The sequence below is a fragment of the Reyranella soli genome, assembly GCF_007992495.1.
Taxonomy (GTDB): Bacteria; Pseudomonadota; Alphaproteobacteria; order Reyranellales; family Reyranellaceae; genus Reyranella; species Reyranella soli.
Window position 1 is genome coordinate 1 of the sequence record NZ_BKAJ01000281.1, and the last position, 6,445, is coordinate 6,445.

Genomic DNA, 6,445 nt, shown 5'->3' on the forward strand with positions numbered 1-6,445 from the left:
CCGACATAGTAGATGTCGTTGTCAGCCCCGCCTGCCATCACGTCCGCACCGGCCATCTGGAGAGAGATCGACGCGCCCGAGGCCGAGGCCACGTTCCCGACAGAGTCGGTGATGTTCAGAACTGAGCTCACAGGGCCATCATCGAACCCTGTAAAGATGGCAACTCCAGACGACGCGGCAACTGTGGCTGTGTGGCCGCTTGAGTCGGTGAAGGTCACCGTCGCATTCGAGACATCAGCATCGATCCCCGAAGTCGTGAAAGTAACCGACCTTCCAAGGGTGGTAACTCCCCCGATAAGGGTGTCTTTGCCCGCCCCGCCGTTCAGTGTGTCGTTGCCAGCACCGCCGATCAGCGTGTCATTGCCGTCGCCACCGTTCAGTGTGTCATCGCCGACGCCGCCTACGAGCGTGTCGTTGCCGCCCCCCCCACTGATCGCGACACCACTGACGATCGCAAGAGTCAGATCGTTACCCATGTCCGCCGTGGTATCGATCGCGTAGCTGTTCGAAGCGGTGGTCCCCAGGCCGGTGTTGCCCACCTCGTCCGACACCCCGGTGTTGTCCAGGGTGATCAGGTTACTGGCCTCGCTGGTGTCGACCGACGGCGTGAAGGTCGCCGTCCAGGTCACACCGCCGTCGCCCGACGACACCGCCGTCAGCGTGCCGTTTGCGATCGTCAGATCGTCGTTGGTCAGCCCGCTCACCGCCTCGCTGAAGGTGATCGTCACCAGCGAGCTCTCGCCCGCCCGCAGCGCATCATCCGCCACCACGATGGTGGCCGTCGGTGCAACCGTATCCAGCGTGTAGCTGTGACCGGTTCCCGATGTCGTGTTGTCCGCCGCGTCGATTGTACGTGCCGACAGCGTGTTGGCCCCCGACGACAGCGTCACGCCACTCGCCGACCAGGTCGCGCCGGACGTCGTTGCCGTCACCCAGGTCGTGCCGCCATCGGCACTCACCTGGATCGCTTCACCCGAGCCCAGCGTGCCCGTGAACGTCCCGCTCACCGTCTGCGCCGCCGTCGACGTGACGTAATCGCTGCCCGAGCTGCCCGTATCGCCGCTCAGCGCCGTTACCGTCGCAACCGCCGTCGGTGCAACCGTGTCGACGAATGTGACGTCGACCCAGTAGTTCGTCGAGTTGTAGCTGGCGGTCGGGAAGACACCGGGTGCGCCTTCGGCGAAGACGCCGCCGGAGACGTCGGCGGTCAACACGCCGTCGGGTCCGTCGTGGGCGGTGGTGAAGTAGTTCGCAGTGGCAACATAATTCTGCGTGGTGCCGTAGGACACGACGTAGGTCTCGCCGGCCTGGATCGCAATCGGCGCCGAGAGGGTGCCGACCTGCCAGCCCGATTCACCCGCGGCGGAGGTGACGGTGACGGAACCGAGCAGGTCGCCTGCCGCATTCCACAGGTTCAGGACGCGCGTGTCGGTGTCGTCCGCGTCCGCCGCGCTGCGGAAGTAGCGAATCTCGGTGATTGAGCCCTCGGCGTTCGCCGTGAACCGCATGCCGAGCTCGTAGTCGGCCGGGTCGGATGTCTGGATCACCGCCGGCTCCTCGCCGGCGCCGAACACGCTCGATTCTCCGTTATCGGCCCGGTCGGTGACGATGACGGTGATCGCCTGAGTGACCGCCGGCGCGACGCCATCGGTGACGCTGACGGTTAGGTCGTAGACGTTGTTGGCGCCAGCGTCGGTCGGGGCCTCATAGTTCGGGTTACTGACGAAGCGCAGCACGCCGGTCTGGGCATCGATGGTGAAGCGCGCGGCGTCGGCCCCGCCGGCAATCGCATAGGTGAGCGGGTTGACGTTGGCGTCAGTCGCAGTGATCGTGCCGGCGACCAGCCGGTTCTCCGGCGAGGTCAGCGTCGCGGGCGAGGTGATGACCGGCGCGCTGTTGTCGACGGGGCCATCGGTGAAGGTGACGTCGACCCAGTAGTTCGTCGAGTTGTAGGTGGCGGTCGGGAAGCTGCCGGGTGTACCTTCGGCGAAGACGCCGCTGCCGACGCCGGCGGTCAACACACCGTCGGGTCCGCTGTGAGCGGAGGTGAAGTAGTTCGCGGTGGCGACATAATTCTGCGTAGTGCCGTAGGAGACGACGTAGGTCTCGCCGGCCTGGACTGCGATCGGCGCCGAGAGGGTGCCGACCTGCCAGCCCGATTCACCTGTGGCAGAGGTGACGGTGACCGACCCGAGCAGGACGCCTGCGGCGTCCCACAGATTCAGGACGCGCGTGTCGGTGTCGTCCGCGTCCGCCGCGCTGCGGAAGTAGCGCAGTTCGGTAATGGAGCCTGCGGCGTTCGCCGTGAACCGCATGCCGAGCTCGTAGTCGGCTGGGTCGGATGTCTCGATCGTCGCCGGCGCATCGTCGGTGTCGAACACGTTCGACTCCATGCCCCCGGCATAATTCTCCATGCCGGCTGCGGTCAGTGGCGGTCGGCATGTCGCCGGCGCACGCGACACATCCAGTTCCCACGACCCGCCCAACGCAGCTGCCCCGACGCGCCCTGTCGCGCCTGAAACCGCGACCCCTGTGGCCAAGCTCAAACTGTCCAGAAAGGCGGCGCCCCGTTGTCCTTGAGCGGCGTTGCAGACCCAAAGGCGCAGATCGCCATCCGCCGACAGCGCCTGCCCAATCGCGGAGAGATAGTCCCGATGGCCATCCAGGCTTTCAAGCGACAACGCCTCGCTGGAGAAGCTCACTTGGCCCGCCTGGCCGTGGGCAATAACGTGAATGGTCTTGATATCCTGCCGGCCAACCAGGGCGCGCGCCATCTGCGCTGGCGCAGATTCAGCGGCGTTCAGGACCGACGCTTCAATTCCCGGCTCCAAGTTGCTCAGCAGAAAGTCGATATCGGCAACCGCGGGGTCGACGAAAACCAGTTGTGTTGCTTCGCGCATGTCTTCTCCCAAGGCGGGCTCGACAAGAGTCGAGCGCCCAACAAATCAACAGCCGTAGTCAAATTGGAGCGATTCCCAGCAGGAAACCTACCCTCGGCCAACCTGGTCGACCTTCCCAGCCCCCAACCAGCTAGACGCGAACATCTCTACAGACGTTTGCTCGTTAAGCCCCTGTGTCCACCCTTCCACCTCCAGGTGAAAGCATCATGTGACTTCACAAGCTGTAGAGAGTGGAAATGCCCCCAAGCCATATCCCGAACGCATCAGTGAGCGAGGCATCGGAATTACCACGAAGATAGGGGGAGAGATGGCTTAGCTTAAGGAGAGCACTCAGCCCGCACGCAACATCAGGCGAAGCGCCACGGGAGGGCCCAACGAACGCGCAGTGCGCCTCGGGAAGCACGTCAAGGCCGCTCGCGATCTACATGTCGAAGAACTGCGCCGAAGTGTCCTAGTGTAGCTACTTCGCCGGGATCCACTCGCCTATCAGGCTCTGCGCCTCGGTCCTCGACGACGCCACGGCTCCACTCGGCGTGATTAGGTGCAGTTGGCCGGCACGACACCGCGCCTTCGACAGATCGTTCAGGAGCAACTTTGCTATCGGAGCGTCGTTGGACAGCTCCAGCTGCGCCGGCAGGCCGTTGCCGACGCCCCGAGCATGCAGCTTGCTTGCCGGTCCTCCACTGCTTCGACCGATACAAGCGTCTCCAATGTGTTTTCTTTGGCAGCGACCTGTTGGCGGACCCATGCGCTGGTCGAAATCGACGCGACCTTGTAGCGGCCTACATTGTTTTCAAGAACCCTGTTCGGTTCAGATCCTAGCGGCCAGGCAGGCGGAATAAAAAAGCTCACCATCCTATGCTGGAATTTGGAGAAGTGCCTATCTGAGGGCCTTGACGGAAAGCCATGCAACGCACCTGCCCTGAAGATAACCGGTTCTCCATATCCATTTCGACATGTATTCGAAGTGATCAAGTCGCTATAACCCTGCCGCGGTTTTGAGGGATGGGCATGAAATCAATCCATTTGGTAGCAGGTGCGCGGCCGAACTTCATGAAAGTTGCGCCGCTTTGGCATGCGCTCAACAAGGAAGCGTGGTGTAAGCCGGTGCTGGTGCACACGGGACAGCATTATGACGCGATGATGTCAGACGTCTTCTTTTCGGATCTCGGCTTGCCGGCGCCTGACTTTCACCTCGGCGTCGGAAGCGGCAGCCACGCGCAGCAGACGGCGGCGGTAATGACAGCCTACGAAGACCTCTGCAGGCAGACTAAGCCCGACAACGTTGTCGTGGTTGGCGATGTCAATTCCACGATGGCTTGTGCAATCGCTGCGAAAAAGCTAGGTCTTCAGGTTTCGCACCTGGAAGCCGGATTGCGAAGCTTCGACCGGACCATGCCGGAGGAGATCAACCGGCTGGTGACCGATGCGATTTCGGATCTATTGTGGACGCCCTCGCCCGACGCTGATGAGAACCTTGCGCGCGAGGGCATCCCAGTCGAACGGATCGATCGAGTCGGCAACATCATGATCGACAGCCTGGTCATGATGCAGGGCAACATCAGCAAGGCCTGCGTCGCCAAACGCCTTGGGCTCGAGCAAAAGAGATACGGAGTCATCACCCTTCACCGCCCCATCAATGTCGACACGGCAGATGCTTTGGAAGCTGCCCTGTCGGCCATCATAGAAGTGTCCACTTCCCTGCCTCTGGTGTTCCCAATGCACCCCCGCACGAGAGCACGGGTCGAGGAATTTGGACTTGGAAGGCGACTTGAGCGAGCAACTTTGATAAAGGTATGTAAGCCTCTAGGATACGTGGACTTCATGAGCCTTTTGTCAGAGTGCGCCATAGCAATTACTGACTCAGGCGGTATTCAGGAAGAGACATGCTATCTTGGAATTCCATGCATTACGGTACGCGAGTCCACGGAGCGCCCGATCACGATTACGTCGGGATCAAATCGCTTGGCACATATGACGGACATGCCGAAGCTTGCTGCTAGGATTCTCGACGACCGCAGAGATGGGCGTGCTGGAACTATTCCAGATCTATGGGATGGTAGGACTGCCGAACGGGTAGTTGCGTCCCTAAAACGTGCAGTGGGCTGACTGCGAGCCGAAACATCGCGGCCAGCCAACACTTCATGGGGGGTGCCACAAAGCCACTAAATCGGCCCCAGAATGGGTTCAGTCGCTTTGTCAAAACGGCTGGGGTGTAGCCGGTACCGCCCTCATCATCGCCCAGACCGCAGGCCTGCCTCGACGATGTTCGCCTTCGCCGACTGCGGAGGCGGTTCGCAAGCGTCGGGCTAGATCGACGTTGCCGGCGCCCGGGTGGCACGACGGACAAGGGACGAACGACGACGACTAACGCCTCCGGGACTCGGGCCTGAAATAACCCGTACCGACACCATCTGTGCCCGTTAACTTGCCAGTTGGCGAGCCCCATCTCCCACCCGCGACGACCCTTGAAAACGCGGCCTACAGCGGACGCGTAACCGTATTGGTGCCTGTGTAGATAGACGCTATGTCCCCGGTGTGAAGCGGGTGGCCCGGCCCTCCATGCGTGAGGCTCGGCTCGGCCTGTCCGAGCAACCCTCGATCTTCGCATAAGGTGACGGGCCACCCGCTTCACACCGGGGACATAACGTCTAGCCAGATGCCTGGCGAGCGAAGACCTGCTTGCCAAGGTGCACGGCCGTCGCTAGACGCATCCATTTGCGTGTGATTGGCTCATATAATAGACGATTTGAACCAGGGAGGGGAAGTCTAAGCGAATGTCAGACGAGATTTACCGTCAGCGGACCCCCGATTGGTACGCGCCATACCTTGCTCGCTTCAACCCGTTGGAAGGCCCCTTTTTGGAGCTGGGCGCGGGCCATGGGTTGCTGCTGGAGCTAGTTCGGTCGCGCGGGATCGAGGGCCACGGCGTGGAGTATGTCAAGTCCCGCGTCGATCTCTGTGTTTCCAAGGGGCTGAATGTTCGGCAGCATGACTTGGCCAACCGCCTTCCATACGAGGACGAAAGGTTCTCATGTATCTATTGTGGACAAGTCATTGAACACTGTCCTGCCCCAACGCAAAGGATGATTGTCCAAGAAGCCTTCCGCGTATTGAAGGCGGGGGGCCAGCTCTTCATCACGTCCCCCTGTCGCCATCATGAAGAGTCGCGCCTTCAAAAGGATCATGAGCACCTTCTGACGCCAACCGAACTCAAGGCACTCATCGAAGAGGCTGGATTCTCCAGAATTACACCTACTAATCGCCCACAGAATATTCCCGAGATTCCACCTGACGTTGTCAAGGATATTTGGGCACGGTATCAGCCAGATATCCTTTCAGAGACCGCAAATGCCTTTTGCATTAAGTAGTTTCGAATTGGAGCAGGCTAGGCATTATAAGGTGACACGGTTTCACGCCAATCGTTCTGCTGTGCCGGATGATTTCTGACCGTGTACGGAAATAATAGAAACGCTGCATTTGCAGTCAAAGTGATGTGCTCCCCGGAATGACCTCGTTCAAAGGGAGAGTCCGTTCTGGTTATA

Annotated in this window: 3 protein-coding genes; 2 read left to right on the forward strand and 1 reads right to left on the reverse strand. The window is 60.8% G+C overall.

The genetic code is table 11. The annotated features are described in order from the left end of the window. Positions 1–2,900, reverse strand: a 2,900-nt coding sequence (locus RSO01_RS45480) for a DUF4082 domain-containing protein (protein WP_147157243.1), incomplete at its 3' end; no start/stop codon positions are given. Positions 2,901–3,911: 1,011 nt separating this feature from the next. Between RSO01_RS45480 and wecB the strand changes: the two genes are divergently transcribed. Then, the gene (gene wecB, locus RSO01_RS45485; RefSeq protein ID WP_147157244.1) at positions 3,912–5,009 is read left to right on the forward strand and encodes a non-hydrolyzing UDP-N-acetylglucosamine 2-epimerase; all 1,098 of its coding nucleotides are present in this window, start codon (positions 3,912–3,914) and stop codon (positions 5,007–5,009) included. Positions 5,010–5,677: 668 nt separating this feature from the next. Beyond that, positions 5,678–6,271 carry a class I SAM-dependent methyltransferase gene (locus RSO01_RS45490; RefSeq protein ID WP_147157245.1) on the forward strand — a complete coding sequence of 198 codons (594 nt, stop codon included), beginning with the start codon at positions 5,678–5,680 and terminating at the stop codon, positions 6,269–6,271. Positions 6,272–6,445: the final 174 nt, after the last annotated feature.